The following is a 17,539-nucleotide window of genomic DNA, read 5'->3' as shown; positions in this document are numbered from 1 at the left end:
GAATCTCTGTATGAAAAGATTAATGAACACTGGGGCGTAATAAGAACCTTGAAAGAACAAAACTTACGGTCCAACAAATCATGACGGTCCAGAGGTCATGGGAGAGAAAGTGCGCCCCACGAAACTGCTGAGCAATTCCAAACGTAAGGCCAAGCCCTAAACCCAGTGCGAGCCCTGCCCATCGCCACTGGGGCCGTATGGCGGCAAAAAAGAAGTAGCTGGCTATCCACGTGTATCCTGCGCTGGCATGCCCGGCGGGAAAGCAGGCGGACGCTGGCATTGAGGGAGGCCGCATGCTTAACAAGCCTATAAAGTCACGCGCTCCACCATAGCGAACTAAATCCCAGGGGCATTCCATGCTCACCAGGTGTTTAATAGTTGCTACAAGTAGCGCTGAAAGAAGCGTTGCGGAAAAAAGATAAAATAGCGGCGTGCGATATGTTTTAAGACAAGTCACCGTGGTGCTTAGTATCAATAGTAGGAGTGTGGCTAACCCCATAGCCAAGCTTAGCCATTTACCGCCTTTATGGAGCACTGCTTGGGTAAGATAGGTATCTTTCCATGCCCAAGCATTACCTTGAAGGTGATAGATAAAATCAGTTATCTTGAAGTCTATTTTTAAACTACCAAAAACCGACATAGCGATTAAAAACAAGATCCATACGGATGCTACAGGCTTGATAACATTTAGTTGATCAGCACGCATAGCCATACACCCATCATCATAAAAATAGTCATCATGACGGCGGCAGCTCCCATGTCTTTAGCACGCCCGCTAAGTTCGTTATTTTCTAGTCCGATACGGTCAATTGTACTTTCTATGGCGGAGTTAATAAGTCCCACTATCACGACAAGGGTGAGTGAAGAAAACAACAGCGCTTTTTCTACAGAAGTGGCATTAACAAAAAATATAAAAGGGTAGAGAATGAGACAGAGCATCACCTCTTGTCTAAAGGCAGATTCATTTACCCAGCAAGACTTTAAACCCGACACTGCATTTATAGAGGCGCGAAAGATTCGTTTAAAACCCGCACCATTGCGTTTTGATGTAGTTGAGATAGGCAAGACAGTACACTCGATAACGTAATAGTAGCGTCACTATAAAGTGCGAAACTTAACGAACAGTTATGCCATTAATTCAGTCGCTAGAACATAAACACCCATCACTGAGTGGTGGTATTACCCACTGTGTGGGTTGGCTCACTGGCTGAATTCAGATGAGTGTGCTATTTGGAAAGTAGGTTACCGTATTTAAGAAAAGCTTAAGTTTTGGTAGCGAAGATAGCAGCTTGTCGATTGAGGGGATCAGCATGCGCGCACTGCTAATAGAAGATGACCCCTTGCTTGGGGATGGCATTAAGACGGCGCTAGAGCGTGAGGGCTACACGGTCGATTGGTTTATGCTTGGCCGCGAGGCAATCAGCGCTATCGACAGCGAGACCTTCAGTGTGATTATTTTGGATCTTGGCCTGCCCGATATGGACGGTATGCAGGTACTGCATTTACTCCGGCAGCAGTCTACTCTACCTATTTTGATTTTGACGGCTCGCGATGCGATGGAAGACCGCATTGGCGGTTTAGATGCGGGAGCGGATGACTATGTGCTCAAGCCGTTTAACTTGCAGGAGCTACTCGCCCGTTTGCGGGTCGTAATGCGGCGCGCTGAGGGGCGTGCCTCGCAAATATTAACGCTGGGTGCACTGAGCATTGATGAAGCTCGCCATACAGTGAGCTGGCGGGGCAAAGACGTAAAATTGGGCCGACGCGAGTATGCCCTATTGCTAGAGCTAGCTAGACACCCGGACAGGGTGCTATCTCGCCCTCGTTTAGAAAGTTTGCTTTACGGCTGGGGCGAAGAAGTGGAGTCCAATACGGTGGAGGTTCACATTCATCATCTGCGTAAAAAACTTGAAAAGCATCTGATTATTAACGTGCGTGGGATTGGCTACCGGCTGGATAGCCAGGCGCAATGAGATCGATACGGCATTATCTGCTTCGCACGCTAGCCATTGCCATGGTTGTCGCCGGGGGTGTTGCGGTTACCGCGGCTTATTTAATTACCGATCATGAGCTAGAGGAGATTCTCGATACACAGCTCAGTCTGCATAGCCGGATTGTGGCTGGCCAGCTCGATCCCAACGCGACCCTTGACGACTATGCTCGTCTGGCTTCACGTATGGGCCTTCCTGAACATCCAGCTCAGCTATATCGCGACGGTAACGCAGTGCCTGTGAGTCGCTCTGAATCAAGCCCTAAGCTTTACCACGAAGAAGAGCTTAAATTAGTCCTGGGCTTTTGGAATGCCGATGGCTCACCCAGGCTGCTAGGAGGCAAATGGAGTGATGCAGGCCCTTTCCCCGCGCCTTTAGAAGAGGGTTTTCGCTGGGCAAAATACGATGGCCATCGTTGGCGGGTTTTCAGCATGTTCGATACTGCCAGCGATACCTGGATCAGCATGGGGCTGCGAGGCTCGTTTCATGATGCAGTGGTGGAGCGCATTACCTGGAACAATTTGTTGCCCATGCTGCTGTTGCTGCCACTCCTGCTTTGGCTGATGAGTCGTATTATCCAACGTGGCATTGCGCCCATCCAAGCGCTTTCCAGCCAAGTACAAGGCCGCTCCGCCCACGACCTGCGTAAAATTGATAATCCGGTTCCTCAAGAGCTTAATGGGTTACGCCAATCACTAAACGACTTTATCGCCCGGTTGAAAGAAACCTTAGAGCGCGAGCGACGCTTCACTGCAGATGCAGCCCATGAGTTACGCACGCCGTTAGCAGCGTTGAGAATCCACTTAGATAATGCGCAGGCAGGCGGAGAGCAATCATTACAAAAGGCTTATGTCGGGGTTGAAAGGCTTCAGCGGGTGGTAGAACAACTGCTTATTTTGGCTCGATTGGACCAAGCGACCACAACCTCATCAGCCACTATCGACCTCTATCCGATTATTGCCGAATTGGTAGCCGAGCTATGGCCACTCGCTGAAGAGCGCAATCAGCACTTGAGGCTAATAGGCTTAACCCACCTGGAGGTTTGCGCCGACGAAATTGAGGTGGGAATTCTCTTTCGTAACCTGCTGGATAACGCCCTGCGCTATACCCCGCAAGGCGGTCAAGTGGAAGTAGAATTAGCGCTTTGGGAGGGGCTACCTCAACTCACAGTGAGAGACACGGGCCCAGGACTCCCCGAAGCACTTCTGGATAAAGTCACTGAGCGTTTTAGACGCGCTGCTGGCCAAGGCACCACCGGTAGCGGATTGGGTTTATCGATTGTATCGGAGCTGGCTCAGCGCCAAAAAGCGCGCCTTACGCTTAGTAATCGCACGCCTAGCGGGCTAGCGGCAAGCGTGACATGGGAGCAAAACCAACACCAAGATAGTTAATTAGCTTCAACATAGCGATTGTCACCAACTCCAAACACTAAATAATACGTACCAAGCACTAAGTAATAGGTACCAAGCACTAAAGCCGAGTATCAATACATCGCATCAGGCGGAGGAGTCAGGCTTGATTGGAAGTTTTCAATCGCCGTCTCAGCTTCTTCAATTTCATCAAAACGGGCGATGTGATAAAGCGCTTCACCTTCATTTGCTAGTGGCAAGCGGCTCATACCAATAACAATACCGTCAGCCATAGAGAGCACTTCACCTTCATCATTGCCGAAGGGGTCTGCTACTTTACCGAGCACCTCGCCTTTTGCGACTCGAGCCCCCAGACGCACCTTAGGACGCAAAATGCCATCAATGGGCGCCCTCGCCCAGCTGGAGCCATTGGCAAGTTCAGCAGGCATTGGCGAGCGGCGACGCTGCTCGCCGGTCAGCATACCTAAACGGCGCATCACGCGTAATACGCCACGCACCCCGGGGGCAATTGCCCACTCATCAAAACGTAGCGCCTCACCAGCTTCATAAGTAAGCACCGGAATACCACGGTTCTGAGCATAGTGGCGCAGGCTACCTTCGCGAAGCTCTGCATTGAGTACCACAGGGGCACCAAACGCATCGGCCATGCGCTCAGTTTCACTGCCTGGCTTTAGCTGAGCACGAATTTGCGGAAGATTGGTGCGATGAATAGCACCCGTATGCAAGTCGATAATATGCGTGGCGTGATCGACAATTTCATCGCGAAATAGCGCCGCAATACGCCCGCCTAACGAGCCCTTTTCGCTACCCGGAAAGCAACGGTTCAAATCGCGGCGATCTGGCAAGTAGCGCGTTTGCTGTAAAAAACCGAAAACATTAACGACGGGTACCGCAATTAACGTGCCACGCAAGCTATTGATTGCTTTGGAACGCAGCAGTCGACGCACAATCTCGACTCCATTAATTTCATCGCCATGAATCCCTCCACACACCAGCATGACCGGGCCATCTTTGCGCCCATGCACGACTTCGACCGGAATATGCAGCTGCGTGTGGGTATACAGGCGTGCCACAGGTACATCAATTTGTAAGCGTTGGCCAGGCATTACAGTGCGCCCAGCCAGGGTAAAAGGTGCTCGCGCCATGCTGAGAGTCCTATAGCGTACAATAACGTTTTCGTTTCAAAACAGCGTTTCTAAATAAATCTTATACGCTTTTTACTGGCAAATGACGAATTTGTTAATCCACGTTATGAGCTAAAGCAATTAACCATACAGTTTTGAATGTAAAAAGTGGTGCACATAAGATAAAATGGGCGTATCACGTGTCAATTACTGAGGTTACGTTTTTATATGGCAAGAAAAACCAAAGCGGAGGCTGCTGCGACTCGCGAAGCGCTGTTGGATGCGGCTGAAGAGGTGTTTTTCGCAAAAGGCGTAGCTCGCACATCGCTGGAGCAAATTGCTCGTCACGCCGACCTGACGCGCGGTGCTGTTTACTGGCATTTTAAAAATAAAGGCGACCTTTTTATGGCGCTAGTGGAGCGTGTGCGCATGCCCTTCCAGTCACTAATGGAAGAGGTAAATAACGCCGACCCGACCATCTCACCACTAACGGCTATACAACTTGCCTGCTATGCCGGCTTAAACCGCATGGAACAGCCATCTCATCAGCGAATTTTATCGATTCTTTTGCACCGCTGTGAATTCTTTAGCGATATTAACCCGATTAAAATGCAAGACGAGATCGCAGACGAGTGTTTTGATGAAATGCTGTCGGTATTTCAATTGGCCCAACAGCAGCAATTGCTACGCGCTGATCTAACCCCGGAGGTGGCAACGCGGCTTATGCAGGCGGCACTGGGGGGCTTATTTCATGATTGGTTGCGAAATCCAGAGTCTTTTTCGTTGTGCGAACGGGGCGGTGAACTCATCGATACATTAATCACCATGATGAAGCGCTAACCATCTCGCTGCAACGCAGCAATACACCTATACTGAGCAAATCGTCAGCATAGGATAATTTTATGGATGCTCTTGAATTTGTTCGTATCCGCGAACTTGATATCGCTGTGCGCATTTGGAATCCCGATGCGCACCGCACGCTGCTGGCATGGCATGGTCTTGCGCGCCACGGCGGTGATTTTGAAGCCCTAGCCCGTCAGCTGGGCAGCGAATGGCGTATTCTTGCACCAGATACACCTGGTCGCGGCCTTTCCAGCTGGTCACTGTTTCCTGCCCACGACTATCTCTACAGCCACTACATGACTATCGCGATAGGCGTCCTGGATCATTTCCAATTAAATCAGGTCGACTGGCTGGGCACTTCCATGGGCGGGCTATTGGGCATGCTGCTGGCTGCTGACAAAACACATCAACAGCGGATTTCTAGACTTATCCTGAACGATGTTGGGCCTGAGTTGAATAAAGACGGCCTAATCGCGCTTTCCAGTTATTTCAGCCTAACCCACCGCTTTACGAACTTTGCAGACCTACAAAAAGAGCTGACACAGCACTACGCAAGCTTTGGAATTACCACTGATGATGAATGGCGAGCGCTGGCATTGGGAAGCGCACGGCGACTACCTGATGGTAGCTGGACCTACCACTTCGACCCCCGTATTGGCGAGCAATTCATCCATGATACACCGCGAGATACATGGGCAGATTGGGCGAACATTGACTGCCCTGTGATGGTAATTCGAGGCGCCGAGTCAACGTTACTGGATGCCGAAACGCTGCCACGCATGAAAGCAGTGCAACCCGGCTTAGTCACGTTCACCGCCCCAGGCTGTGGCCATGCCCCTATGCTGAACCATCCTGAGCAAGTAACACCGCTTCGTCAGTTTCTCGACACCCCACTAAGCGCCTTCCCCCGTAGCAAACCAACAACCGCCACCACTACTTCGCACCCTATTGGCCAATGGCTTATTAAGCAGTGGCGGCGCCTATTTGGCTAAACAATACGTTGGCTAAACAACACTCGCCACTAGGTGGAATAGCCGTTTGAATGATGCTTGCGGCGCAAGCGAAGCTTATTCACGCGAACCCGCGTATCAAGATACTGTTGCTCAAGCACACTGCGGTACGCACCTTCGCTGGCAAGATATTTCACAAGCACCCGGCGCTCGCCAGCTTGCGGGCAGTCCCCCGCTTTGCAATGCAATTTAACGGCGCTACCGGGCTCATTTTCCAGCTGAGCAGATGCGTATTCATCATTCTGGCGCTCTGAGACAACGACCGTAGCGCCCAATAAACAGCGGCGATTGAATGGCTGATAGCGATGAAGCGCGCGTTGTAATGAATGGCACACGGCTGCCGCAATCGGCGATGCAACTGCAAATGCAATCCACAGCACGAGCACGCCGACAGGCACCCTCAACATCCCCAACGATAGCCAGCGAAGGGCTAGTAGCTCAATAGCCAGCGAAATAACACTCGCAAAAAGCACTAAAAAGCTTAACGCAAGCGTGGCAGGTACACCTGCAAAGCCTAAAGACACCAGTGTGCTGGCCATATGATCGTCGCGCAGACTATCGCGCTCAAATAGCTCCAGCGGCGCAAGTCTGATTAACACCAGCAGCCAGTAGAGCGCTATCAAAGCCAACAAGAAGGTAAAAACAATTGTTGGAAATTGCAGTACGGCGGAAACAAGTGATTGCATCATGGCGTGCTCTCCTCCAGACAAAGCCTGGTGATGTTTTCGCTTGACGTTATATTTATTAGCACAAGCTAAAAACAGGGTCTCTTTTAGCGTAGACCACCTTACGCGTTTATGCGGTTCTCTAATTGCTCTTGATCAAGTTTGTAAAAAAAACGGGCACCATGAAAACATGGTGCCCGCTAGCAAGTCGCTAAACAGCGTTACGCTTGGTCGTGACCTAGCGCTGCCGTCTCGTTGTTACCATCCCGGTCAGGGTGGCGTTTCCGATAGAGCCAATCAGATACCGTGGCAATCATTGCGTAGAAGCTTGGAATAAACAGACTTCCCAGCACGGCAACCGACGCCATACCGACCGCAACGGTGGTGCCGATATGGTGGCTACTCACATCGCTCGCGCCAGAGGCCAGTGCCAATGGCAAGGTGCCGAAGATAAAGGCCAGTGACGTCATAACGATAGGACGGAAACGAAGCTCCGCGGCGGTAATCGCTGCTTCACGAATCGATTTACCATGCTCTTTACGCTGCAACTCGGCAAACTCAACGATAAGGATCGCGTTCTTAGCGGCCAAGCCAACCACCACCAGCATACCAATTTGGACATAGACACTGGTATCCAGGCCACGCAACGCAATACCACCCACGCCCCCCAAAAAGGCAAACGGCGTGGCGGTAAGTACCGCTAGTGGTAGCGACCAACTTTCATACTGTGCCGCCAGTATCAAGAACACCATCAAAATACCAAACACAATGGCAAGTAACGCAGTATTGCCAAGGTTGGACTCTTGATAGGCAGTCCCCGTCCAGCCCATTCCCCAGTTTTGGCCCAATGTTTCCTGAACCACTTCTTCCATCGCTTCGATAGCCTGTGTAGAGCTGTAGCCTGGCGCTGGATTACCCTGGAACTGAGCCCCCGCATAAACACCGAAGCGAGAAACCACAGATGGACCCGTTTGGCGTTCGAGCGTTACGAACTCAGACAGAGGAATGCGCTCACCACTGCCACTACGAACATAAACGCTACTTACATCGTCGGGTGTTTTACGGAACTTATCTTCATTCTGTAAATAGACCTGGAAGTTACGGTTTTGGTAGCTAAAGAAGTTAACAAAACCATTACCGAAGGTATTAGCTAGCGCCGAGTTGATATTCTCAAGGGCGACACCATAGCTCAGCGCTTTTTGCTGATCTATTTCCGCACGGTAAGAAGGCACATTGACGTTAAACGTTGTAAAAACGCGGCTTAATGCAGGATGCTGGTTAGCCGCCTGCATAATTTGCAATGACGCTTGATACAACTCACGAGGTGACGCGCCTTCAAAAGATTGCAAATACCCGGTGAAACCACCCGTGGTTGAAAGCCCCATGATCGGCGGTACGTTAAACGCCATCGCCGAACCACCATCAATGCTCGCCCCTAACTGCATAATACGACCAACCAACTCATTAGCCGTTAAATCGCGTTCTGCCCAGGTTTTCATGTTGATAAACATAATGCCCCGTGCAGTATTGACCGCACTCGACAGAATGTCGTATCCCGCCACAGCAGAGGAGTACTCAACGCCCGGGATGGCTTCTATCTGTGAGCTAAGCTCATTCATATAGGCTTGGGTTCGGCTAAGCGACGCAGCATCTGGCAATGAAACGCTAACCAGCACGATACCTTGGTCAGTTTCCGGCACCAGTGTGGAAGGCGTATTTGCATAGAGCCAGTAAGAACCGGCCCCCACCGCCACAGTCAGTGCAAGCGCTAACACCCAGAAACGCACCAGTTTTTTCACAAACCACATATAAACGGCGGTAAAGCCAGCAAAGAGACGGTCAAACAGGCGCAGCGGTGTGGTAATGGCACGCTTAAACGCGGACTGTTTCGTTTTATGCAGGTCATGCTTAATGAAGATGGCCGACAGCGCGGGGGTGAACGTTAGTGCCATCAGCGCCGATAGCGCCACCGATATCGCCACGGTAATCGCAAACTGCTGATAAATCTGGCCGGTAAAACCGCCCAGGAACGCCACGGGCACAAACACCGCCGCCATAATAAGCGAGGTGGCAATAACCGGGCCACCCACCTCTTTCATCGCACGGATAGTGGCGTCACGAACCGTAATATCGTCTTCTTCGCTCAATACCCGCTCAACGTTCTCCACCACTAGAATCGCATCATCCACCACGATGCCTATCGACAGCACCAAGGCAAACAGCGTTAACAGGTTAATAGAGAAACCAAACAAGTAAAAACCAGCAAAAGTACCGATAACCGAGACCGGCACGACCGACATAGCAATGACCGTAAAGCGCCAGTTCTGCAAGAAGATGAACAGAATCACGATAACGATCAAGAATGCTTCAATAAACGTATGCAGAACGGTTTCTACCGAGGCATCGATAAAGAGCGTGGTGTCATAAGGCGTTACATAGTCAAGCCCGGGTGGAAAACGCCCCGATAGTTCTTCCATCGTGGCTCGCACTGCTTCAGCGGTTTCCAGTGCGTTTGCACCCGGCTGCTGGTTGATGATGATCGGCGTCATTGTGGCGCCGTTTAAGCGTGCATCAACACCGTAGAACGAAGCGCCTAGCTCAATACGTGCTACGTCCGCAAGGCGCAGTGAAGAGCCGTCAGGATTCGTACGCAGGTAAATATTACGGAAATCATCGGTTCCCGATAAGCGCCCGCCGGCGGTAATCGTATAGGTATAAGCACGCGGTTCGCTTTGCGGTGTTGCCGCTAAGTTACCTGCGGGAATTTCGGTATTCTGCGCGCGAATAGCGCTAGCTACCTCACTGGGCGTGAGGTCATACTGAGCCAGCTTGTCAGGGTCCATCCACACCCGCATCGCAAACTCACCGCCGCCTAACACTTCGGCATTGCCGACGCCTGGCACTTGGCGTAGCTCATCCAAGATATTCAGCGTGGCGTAGTTTTGCATGTAGATTTTGTTGTAGTCACCGCTAGGAGACGTCAAGGCAACAAGCATCAAAATAGAGTCAGAGCGTAACTCAACCGTCACCCCTTGAGACTGAACCGCCTCAGGTAACTGCGAAAGCGCGCCCTGCACTCGGTTATTGACATTGATGGTGTTGATATCACCATCAGTGCCAATGTTAAACGCAACACTCAGGCTCATAAGACCATTATCAGCGCTGTTTGAGGTCATATATAGCATGTCCTCAACACCATTGATGGCCTCAGCAAGCGGTGCCGCGACGGTTTGCGCAACCGTCTCAGCATCCGCCCCAGGGAACTGAGCCTGAACGGACACGGTGGGAGGTACAACGCTGGGATACTGCTCTATCGGCAGTATTCGCATCGCCATCGTACCTACCAGCGTCAAGATAATCGCCAGAACGGTGGCGAAAATCGGTCGGCTGATAAAGAAGTTGGAAAAGTTCATTATTGCGCGCCCTCTGCCCCTTCAGCGGGCTGTGCGTCAGTCGCCCCATCCTGCATTGCCTCTGCCTGCCCGGCTTCTTGCTGGGCGTCTTGCTGCTCAGCTTCTGCGACGATGTCGGCAGCGTTACCTTTAAATGGCTGGGGGTCAATTAGCATTCCTGGCTCAAGGCCAGCAGGGTCGCCTACGATGACACGCTCGCCAGCAGTAAGGCCATCATGAATGATTTGCCATGGACCAGCCACTTCGCCGAGTTGAACCGTGCGCTCGCGCGCTTTATTTTCATCATCGACAATAAAGACTTGCGGCCCCATTAACCCTTGAGTAACGGCAATCTCTGGTACGGCCAGGACATCAAAACGCTTCAAGCCTTCAACACGAACCCGTACAAACTGACCAGGCAATACCGCGCCATCAGGGTTTGCGAACGTTGCTGACGCCTGAACCGTACTGGTGCCGCTATCCACACGAGAACCCAGGAAGTTCAAACGCCCTTCCAGCTCAGCGCTGTCGTCACCATACTGTCCTGGCACACTCAAACGCGCGCTAATGTCTGATGCGTTACCACTCTCGCCCAGCTGTCGGCGTAACTCAAAAGCATCGCGCTGAGGTAGTTGAAAACGCACTTCAAGAGGGTCAAGCGGCGTAATAGTGGCTAACTCAGTTCCTGGTGTTACCAAATTACCAACGTTGACCTGGCTTAAACTGATCATGCCAGATACCGGTGCGGTGACGTTAGAATAGCCTAAATCAAGGTTAGCACTGGTTAACGCAGCATCTGCTTGGGCGACACTTGCCTGGGCAACGCGCTGGTCAGCTAGTGCTTGGTCATACTGCTGGCGACTGACCGAGTTTTGGCTTAGCAACTGCTCGAAACGCTGCGCATCACGCTGGGCACGAGCCAGTTCAGCACGCGCACTTTGCAAGTCGGCCTCACGTTGGTTAACGGTAGCTTGGTAGAGATCTGGCTCGATGGTATAGAGCCGATCCCCCTGCTCTACCAGTTGACCTGGCTCAAAGTGACGCTCTTCAAGAAACCCGTTTACCCGGGCCACCAGTGTGACTTCACTGTCGCTGCGCAGCAGTGATGGGTAGGATTTATTCAGAGGAATATCCTGGCGGGCTATTTCAACTACTTCTACTGCATGGGGCGGAGCTTCCTGCTGCCCAGCCTGCTGTTGCTGAGGCTGCTCCTGGCCGCATGCGGCTAGCGCCAATGCAGCTATCAGCGTCACTAGACTCGCTCTACCTGAGTGAATCATTTTCTTCATACGTTGGTTTCCCATTAATCTTTGCAACATTGACGGATAGCAGCGCAGCGTGTGGTTGGTTAATGTGCTAAAAAACTAACAACTCGCTAACTTACGCACCCGGCGTGGGTGGAGCGCCAATATCCATAGCCCGCTGGTAGGCGTCGGGGTCGCCACCCTCAGGCAGGGTGAAGTTCACCTCATCTCCCGTTAGCCACGCATTGACTTCTTCAATCGCCTCAACGTCTAACAAGCCTGCCTGCTGACGCAGTGAGAGCAAATTGACCACATAGTCATAACGTGCTTCAGCATAGTTGGCGATAGCGTTATAGAGGCTTTGTTCAGCATTCAACACGTCCACGATATTACGTGTGCCTACTTCATAACCGGCACGGGTAGCTTCTAAAGCACTACGGTTAGAGACGATTGCCTGCTGACGAGCCTCAACGGTATCGACGTTGTTACTAACCTGGGTATAGAGCGAACGCACTTGTTGGATAGTAGTGCGGCGTTGGGACTCGTAATTGTATTGGCTACTTTCCAGCTGGAAGGTGCCTTGGCGAATACGGGCGCTGGTGCTGCCACCGGTATAAATAGGTAAGTTCGCCGAGACACCCACTTGACTTGATGTGTTGTAGCCACTCACCAAATCACTATCGCTATCCGAGTACTGGTAGTTAGCAAATGCCTGAACAGTCGGCATACGCCCGGCACGCGCCAGCTCGACGCCTACGCGGGAAAGCTCAATGCCTGCCTGCTGCGCTAATACCTGCGGGTTACGCTCAATGGCTTGTTCTACCCAATAGTTACGATCCGTGGGAGTTGGCAGAGCAATCGGCATACTGTCGCCCAGCGCGTCGATACTGGCGTAACGCTGCCCAGTCAGTTGTTCAAGCACCTCAAATGCCACCTGAAGATTACTCTCTGCTGCTATGCGATCAGCGCGGGATTGATCAAAGCTCGCCCGAGCTTCCTCTACTTCAGTGATGGCAATGAGGCCAACTTCAAACTGCTCTCGAGCCTGCTCAAGCTGGCGGCCAATCGCACGCTCTTGAGCTAAACGCGCCTCGAGCACTTCGTGGGCACGCAAAATATCGAAATAAGCGCTCGCGACATCAATCAGCAACTGCTGCTCAGTGGCGGCCAATAAGTACACTTGTTGGTCAATCTGACGTTCAGCCTGATTCACTTCCTCACGTGTGACAGCATTGAAGAGTGCCTGGGTCGCCTCAAGTGTTAATGACGCGGTGTTGTAGCGATCATCGCTGACACCCGCCGCATTAGAACCGGCACCAGCACTCTGCCCGGCTCTAGAGGAGGACTGGCTTTCGTACTGCTGGTTATGGACGACATTGCCAGAGGCATTTACCTGAGGCAACAGCGCGCCACTTGCCACATCGCTTGCCGCTTCAACACTTGAAAATTCAGCACGTGCAGAGGCCAAGGCAGCGTTGTTGTTAAGCGCATCGCGAGTGATATTGACTAAATCTGCCGCTTGAGCGGGCAGGACGAAAGAAGATGTCAGCACTGCTAATAGCAGGGGACGAAAAGGGGCATTGACTGCCCAGTGTGCCAGTCGCATGGGATTGCCTCTAGGTGTCAACGTAGGGTGACGATAATGATAGCCATTCTGAAGGGTGGCATTATAGTTACATTCATGTATGTATGCTAGGCTTGAACTTAACCTAAATATATGAACAGCGTCACGTATAGATCACCACACTCCACAAGACTCTCTATTACCTTAGTCCAAAGCCCCATGAGCTTGCAGCTTTTTACGCTTCTATTACCCACTCGAATCGTAAGTGAACCATGTTACAGCTAATGTAGTGGCGTGCTAACTCAAGGGAGCGTTTGAGTCTCTCAACAATATGCGGCAGTGATTGGCAATCCAGGCAGATAGCTAATAAAGCGAGAAAAACAGCACAATAATTATGATTATTCTGTCAAAAACGCTACCCCATTAACTCTCAAAAGCTTCCAACACTGCCACGCAGCGTTCAACGGCACTGCGATACCCTGAGCCAAATAACAGTAGATGGTTAAGCAATGGATAAAGCTGAAACAGCGCTTCGCGTCTTGGCCAGTCGATTGGCTTATCGCCGTTCCAGTAAGCATCAAAAAAAGGCACATCAGGCGATCCAAACAGGGTGAGCATAGCCACATCAACATCAGGATAATGGCGGTAAACAGCAGGGTCGATCAGTGCCGGCCCTCTAGTGGTTGTCAGCACATTGCCCGACCATAGGTCACCATGAATAAGGCTGGCAGACGAATCTGGCAGCCATGTTTCTAGTTGCTCTGCTTGGTGTTCAACACGGCGGCGCAACGTGCCATCCAGCAGGCCCTGCTGATAACAAGTTTGAGTAAGAGGCAGTAGACGCCGTTCGCGCTGAAACGCACGGCCATCTGCCAGTGGGGAGTTAGGTTGGGGCGTACGCCCACACGCATTGTCCTGATGCCAGCCATGGGCATCACTTATCACACCATGCAGCTCACGCAGCCCTTCGCCTAAAGCGACGCTACTTTGGGTGTTTGCGGGTTGGGTATCGAGTGACTCTATCACCAGCCACCCCAGCGTCTCTCCTAGCACCTCAGGTATCACTAATGAAGTGCCCGCCCCCTTGAGCGCGCGGAGCCCTTCTGCTTCGCCAAGCAATCGCGCGGAATCGTCGTGTTTGATAACGACTTGCCCTTGGCGGGTAGTCAAGGCGTAAACAGCCGCTATATCACCGCCACTGAGTGGCTGAAGCTTATCAGTAGGGGTTAATCCCAGCGTATCTAGCAGATCGCGCAAAACGGCATCCATGACTTCCTCCGCTCAAGGTGCATGTACTCTCCGCATCTCTCCTTAAACGGTACAAGGCAAAGCAATATCTTTCTAGGCAATCCGCATTATTAAACGCTATGACGCTGAGCAAGCGCCTCGCGATAACGCTGATAAATCGCCTCATAAGCAGTAACACGGCCAGCATCAGGGTCGGCAAGGGAAGCAGCATCCAGGTGCACCAAGCGCTCACAAAGCGATGCCAGGGTCACACCCTCCTGGTGTAAATCGCACCAAGCCGCTTGAATGGCCGCCCCTAACGCAGCGGCATCGGTAATCTCTGGGCAGATTACCTGGGTATTAGTAATGTCAGCCACCATTTGCCGCCAAACCGGGCTCTTGGCGCCGCCGCCTATCAGCCTAATTTGGCTGGTGTCGGTAGCTAGATCACCTAACAGTTCCAAGCCATAGCGCAGGCCAAAGGTAGCACCTTCCATCACCCCTCGACAGAGGTTAGCTTGAGTCATATTAAGGCTGGTCAAACCAAGAAAATCACCCGTCGCATTGGGCAGCATCGGTACCCGTTCGCCGTTAAAAAACGGCAGCACAACCACTCCCTCGGCCCCAACCGGGGCGCTTGCCACCTGCTCACTGAAGGTAGCTAAATCCAGTCCAAACAGCTCACGCACGCGGGTAGTCGCAGAGGTAACGTTCATAGTGCAGATTAACGGCAGCCAGCCACCGTGACTGGCACAGAAGTTGGCCACCATAGCGCTGTCGCACACCACCGAATTAGGTGAATAAGCGCACACCGTGCCGGAGGTCCCTAAACTAAGCGTTACCAGCCCCTGAGTAATATTACCGGTGCCAATTGCGCCCAGCATGTTGTCGCCGCCGCCAGAAGACACCACCACATCATCATGAAGCCCCAACTCTTTCGCCACTAGCGGGCGCACTCGCCCTGCTGGCTCGTGCGCCTGGATAAGACGAGGCAACACACGGTCTGGGTCAAGTTCCGGCGCAATGGCTGCAAATACCTCTTTCTGCCAGCATTGGGCACGGGTATCGAAATAACCGGTGCCCGACGCATCACCCGCCTCAGTGACCCGCTCACCAGTCAGCCAGAAGTTGAGGTAGTCGTGGGGCAGTAGCAGAGTGGCTATACGCTGGTAGGCATCAGGATGATGCTTCCGCAGCCACGCCACTTTAGACGCGGTATAACCAGTTTGTAACACCAGACCCAGCTTCTCCAGGCAGCCCGCGTCACCGCCAAGTCGGTCGACTAAATCGCTGTTTTGAGTACTGGTTTCGGTATCGCACCACAGTTTGGCGGGATACACCGGCACACCATCCGCATCCAGTGCCACCATGCCGTGCTGCTGTCCGGAAACGCCAATCCCCCGCACCTGCTTGGCATCAATGCCAGCACGCTCAAGCGCTTGAAAAAAAGCTCCTTTGAGCGCTGCCAGCCACTCTGCTGGCGCCTGCTCCCGGCGGCCATGCTCTCCCTCGTCTAGGCTATGAGGACGACTGCCTTCACCCAGGATGACGCCACGCTCCACATCTACCACCACGACTTTGGTACTCTGCGTACCGCAATCTACCCCGATATACATCACAACGTTCCTTTGGACGCGACCAGAGCCTCAAGAGTAGCCTGTGCTCCCCGTTCATGCAGCGACGTCAATGACTTTAGGTAAGCGTTTAGAAAGCGAGGCTGGTCAGCCAAGTCGCCAAACAGCTCGCGGTTCTCGACAAACGCAGCGGGGTTCGTGCGGTTGTTAGTGGCAATAGCCATCAATGGCTCACGCAGACGGTCCACGATATCAATAGCCTCTCCCTGCTCATCGACGCCTTCAGCGTAACGTGCCCAGCTGGCGACCACGGCGGCGCTACGTTCAATCTCCCCCCCCTGAGAAAGTTGCTGGCGAATCACCGGCACGAGCCATTTGGGAATACGATCAGAGCTTTCAGCACAGAGTCGTGCCAGAGTGTCTTTAATTTGCGGGTTGGCGAAGCGTTCAATCAGGGTCAGCCGATAGGTTTCTAAATCTACTCCTGGCACTGGCGCCAGCGTAGGCGTGCCCTCTTCACGCATATAGCCCAGCAAAAACTCGACAAACAGCGGGTCTTGGCACACTTCATGGGCGTAACGGTAGCCTGCCAGATAGCCAAAGTAAGCAAGCGCCTGATGGCTGGCATTGAGCAGGCGCAGTTTCATCAGCTCATAAGGCTCTACATCATCGACAAGTTGCACGCCTGCCTTCTCAAGCGCCGGGCGACCCAGGGGAAAGTGATCTTCCAACACCCATTGGCTGAAGGGCTCGCATACCACTGGCCAGGCATCTTCTACATCAAACCGCTGGGCCAGCTCTTCAATATCCGTAAGCGCTGTCACTGGTGTGATACGATCCACCATGGCATTGGGAAACGCCACTTCGGCAGCTAACCACTCGCCAAGCCCTGCGCTGCGAGCACGAGCGTAGGCACTGAACATGCGTTTGGCCACGTCACCGTTACCTTGAATATTGTCGCAGGACATCACCGTAAAAGGTGCAATGCCTCGCGCCCGGCGGCGAACCAGAGCTTCCACCACTAAGCCGAAGCTGGTGGAAGGCTGCTCTGGATGGGCGAGATCATCACGCACCTGTGGAGAATCCAGATTGAATTCTCCGGTCACTGGATGGAAGTTGTAGCCACCTTCCGTCACGGTGAGCGACACAATCTTGATGCTGGGATCGGCCATTTTTTCGATCACCGCTTCGGGGTCTTCCGGCGCAAATAGGTAATCCACCATACTGCCGATCACACGGGGCTGATACTCGCCGTCGGGGTGCTTCACTACGAGCGTATAGAGGCAGTCTTGCGCAGCAAGGGCCTGCTGCATACGCTTATCGCCGGGCATTACCCCCACTCCCACAATGCCCCATTCAAACGCCTCACCCTGATTCATTAGCGCATCCAGGTACATCGCTTGATGGGCACGATGAAAACCACCGACGCCAATATGCACAATGCCTGGCGTCACGGCCTGCCGATCATAAGTAGGCGTCTCAACCGCCGCGCTGAGGGCACCCATGTTGTGATTATTAAGCTGGGTCATCGTCAC

General features: G+C 52.5%; 14 protein-coding genes. 4 read left to right on the top strand and 10 right to left on the bottom strand.

All coding sequences use genetic code 11. The features are described from left to right. Window positions 1-19: 19 nt before the first annotated feature. The gene (locus tag IR195_RS05365) at window positions 20-706 is read right to left on the bottom strand and encodes a phosphatase PAP2 family protein (RefSeq protein WP_125746351.1); all 687 of its coding nucleotides are present in this window, start codon (window positions 704-706) and stop codon (window positions 20-22) included. After that, complete coding sequence (locus IR195_RS05360) at window positions 688-1,065, bottom strand: diacylglycerol kinase (protein WP_241006799.1); 378 nt, start codon at window positions 1,063-1,065, stop codon at window positions 688-690. The genes IR195_RS05365 and IR195_RS05360 overlap by 19 nt, the downstream gene beginning before the upstream one ends. A gap of 245 nt (window positions 1,066-1,310) precedes the next feature. Here IR195_RS05360 and IR195_RS05355 point away from each other — a divergent pair, with 245 nt between their 5' ends. Continuing rightward, window positions 1,311-1,973: a response regulator gene (locus IR195_RS05355; protein WP_206048972.1), complete on the top strand. Its 663-nt coding sequence runs from the start codon at window positions 1,311-1,313 to the stop codon at window positions 1,971-1,973. Beyond that, window positions 1,970-3,382 (top strand): ATP-binding protein, encoded by a 1,413-nt coding sequence (locus IR195_RS05350; RefSeq protein WP_206048971.1) that lies wholly within the window; start codon window positions 1,970-1,972, stop codon window positions 3,380-3,382. Before IR195_RS05355 ends, IR195_RS05350 begins: the two co-directional genes overlap by 4 nt. A gap of 92 nt (window positions 3,383-3,474) precedes the next feature. Here IR195_RS05350 and IR195_RS05345 read toward each other — a convergent pair whose 3' ends face one another. After that, on the bottom strand, window positions 3,475-4,506 hold the full coding sequence (locus IR195_RS05345) for a succinylglutamate desuccinylase/aspartoacylase family protein (protein WP_206048970.1): 1,032 nt from the start codon (window positions 4,504-4,506) through the stop codon (window positions 3,475-3,477). Window positions 4,507-4,713: 207 nt separating this feature from the next. On the opposite strand from IR195_RS05345, the gene IR195_RS05340 reads away from it, so the two are divergent. Both IR195_RS05340 and IR195_RS05335 read left to right on the top strand, forming a co-directional pair. Continuing rightward, the gene (locus IR195_RS05340; protein ID WP_206048969.1) at window positions 4,714-5,325 is read left to right on the top strand and encodes a TetR family transcriptional regulator; all 612 of its coding nucleotides are present in this window, start codon (window positions 4,714-4,716) and stop codon (window positions 5,323-5,325) included. A 62-nt stretch (window positions 5,326-5,387) separates the two neighbouring features. Next, a complete protein-coding gene (locus IR195_RS05335; RefSeq protein ID WP_206048968.1) occupies window positions 5,388-6,320 on the top strand; it encodes an alpha/beta fold hydrolase in 933 nt (310 codons plus the stop codon). Window positions 6,321-6,349: 29 nt separating this feature from the next. Here the strand turns inward: IR195_RS05335 and IR195_RS05330 are convergent, their stop codons facing one another. From IR195_RS05330 to IR195_RS05300, 7 genes are all read right to left on the bottom strand, one after another. Further along, window positions 6,350-7,024 (bottom strand): hypothetical protein, encoded by a 675-nt coding sequence (locus tag IR195_RS05330; RefSeq protein ID WP_125753471.1) that lies wholly within the window; start codon window positions 7,022-7,024, stop codon window positions 6,350-6,352. A 200-nt stretch (window positions 7,025-7,224) separates the two neighbouring features. Beyond that, window positions 7,225-10,416, bottom strand: a complete 3,192-nt coding sequence (locus IR195_RS05325) for an efflux RND transporter permease subunit (protein ID WP_206048967.1) — start codon at window positions 10,414-10,416, stop codon at window positions 7,225-7,227. Further along, window positions 10,416-11,684: an efflux RND transporter periplasmic adaptor subunit gene (locus IR195_RS05320; protein ID WP_206048966.1), complete on the bottom strand. Its 1,269-nt coding sequence runs from the start codon at window positions 11,682-11,684 to the stop codon at window positions 10,416-10,418. The genes IR195_RS05325 and IR195_RS05320 overlap by 1 nt, the downstream gene beginning before the upstream one ends. A 91-nt stretch (window positions 11,685-11,775) precedes the next feature. Continuing rightward, complete coding sequence (locus tag IR195_RS05315) at window positions 11,776-13,245, bottom strand: TolC family outer membrane protein (RefSeq protein WP_206048965.1); 1,470 nt, start codon at window positions 13,243-13,245, stop codon at window positions 11,776-11,778. A 381-nt stretch (window positions 13,246-13,626) separates the two neighbouring features. Next, a complete protein-coding gene (locus tag IR195_RS05310) occupies window positions 13,627-14,472 on the bottom strand; it encodes a fructosamine kinase family protein (RefSeq protein ID WP_206048964.1) in 846 nt (281 codons plus the stop codon). Window positions 14,473-14,561: 89 nt separating this feature from the next. Further along, window positions 14,562-16,046 (bottom strand): xylulokinase, encoded by a 1,485-nt coding sequence (xylB, locus tag IR195_RS05305; RefSeq protein ID WP_206048963.1) that lies wholly within the window; start codon window positions 16,044-16,046, stop codon window positions 14,562-14,564. Continuing rightward, window positions 16,046-17,533 (bottom strand): mannitol dehydrogenase family protein, encoded by a 1,488-nt coding sequence (locus IR195_RS05300; protein WP_206048962.1) that lies wholly within the window; start codon window positions 17,531-17,533, stop codon window positions 16,046-16,048. The genes xylB and IR195_RS05300 overlap by 1 nt, the downstream gene beginning before the upstream one ends. Between the last annotated feature and the right edge of the window lie 6 nt (window positions 17,534-17,539).

The organism is Vreelandella venusta (assembly GCF_015689495.1).
In the GTDB taxonomy this organism is placed as follows: Bacteria; Pseudomonadota; Gammaproteobacteria; order Pseudomonadales; family Halomonadaceae; genus Vreelandella; species Vreelandella venusta.
This window is presented reverse-complemented; position numbering and strand designations above follow the sequence as displayed.